Below are 1186 nucleotides of genomic sequence, written 5' to 3' on the forward strand. Positions count from 1 at the left end.
AAACTCACCCAAGTCAAAGCAGCAGCCGCCCGCACCAACGGCGCCGTCCGCATCGAAGCCCGCGCCGGAATCCTCAGCACCGACGTCATCGGCGGCGAAGGTATCTGGAACTACCGGTACCGCTGCAGCCTGGGCTTCAATGTGAAGACCGCCCCCAACAGCTACTACTTCCTCACCGCCGGGCACTGCATCACCGGGACCGAAAGCTGGTACGGGAACTCCAGCAGGACAAGCCTGATCGGGCCCGCGCTCCACAAGAGCTTCCCTGGCGACGACTACGGCATCGTCTACTCCCAAAACGGAAAGCAGGATTACGGCCACGTCAAGGTCGGCAACAGCTGGCGGGACATCACCGCCAGCGGTGACGCCTATGTCGGTCAGGATGTCACGCGCACCGGCTCCACCACCGGCACGCAGAGTGGCGCGGTGGTCGCCGTCAACGCCACGGCCAACTACGCGGTGGGGCCGGTTTACGGGCTGGTCGTCACCAACATCTGCTCCGCCGGTGGTGACAGCGGCGGTCCGATCTTCGCCGGCAACACCGCCCTCGCCATCCACTCCGGCAGCCAGGGCGGGGGCTGCCCCAACGACAACGCCCGCGGCTTCCACCAACCGGTCGGGGAAGCTCTGGCCGCGTACGGCGTCTATGCCTACTGACCGGCAGCGGGACAGCGGGTCGCCGGCCGTGCTGGTGGCCCGCTGCACGGTGGCACCGGCCAACTGGACAACAACCGCGCGCTGGGGTTCAGCGAACTTACCTCATAAGTTCATTAATATCCATCTTGTTTAATATAGATGCCGACGATAGCTTTACGCCCCATGAAGTCCACTATGTCGTCGTTCCGTCGGGTTGGTGCCGTCGCCGCAGCCGGCACGCTGGTCGCCAGCGGACTCCTGGGAGCACCCACCCAGGCCGCACCCGCCGCATCCGCCTCCCCCGAAGCCGCCACCAACCTCGCCGAACGCCTCGGCGACCGCACCGCCGGCATCTACGCCGACCACCACGGCAACATGATCATCACCGTCACCGACGAAACCACCGCCCGCCAGGTACGCGCCGAAGGCGCCACCCCCAAACTCGTCACCCGCAGCGCCGCACAACTCCGAGCCGCCACCACCGAACTCCAACAATCCGCAAGCATCCCCGGCACCGCCTGGTGGACCGACCCCACCACCAACCAAGTCG

The 1186-nt window shown here is 66.2% G+C and carries 2 protein-coding genes; both read left to right on the plus strand.

The window, feature by feature from the left end:
- Positions 1-657 (plus strand): S1 family peptidase (locus H0524_RS23555; protein ID WP_180200618.1); only part of this gene is annotated, 657 nt, incomplete at its 5' end.
- Positions 658-819: 162 nt separating this feature from the next.
- The coding region (locus H0524_RS23560; protein WP_180200619.1) for an alpha-lytic protease prodomain-containing protein at positions 820-1186 on the plus strand (367 nt) is incomplete at its 3' end.

Source organism: Salinispora sp. H7-4 (genome assembly GCF_013416675.1).
Lineage (GTDB): Bacteria > Actinomycetota > Actinomycetes > Mycobacteriales > Micromonosporaceae > Micromonospora > Micromonospora vitiensis.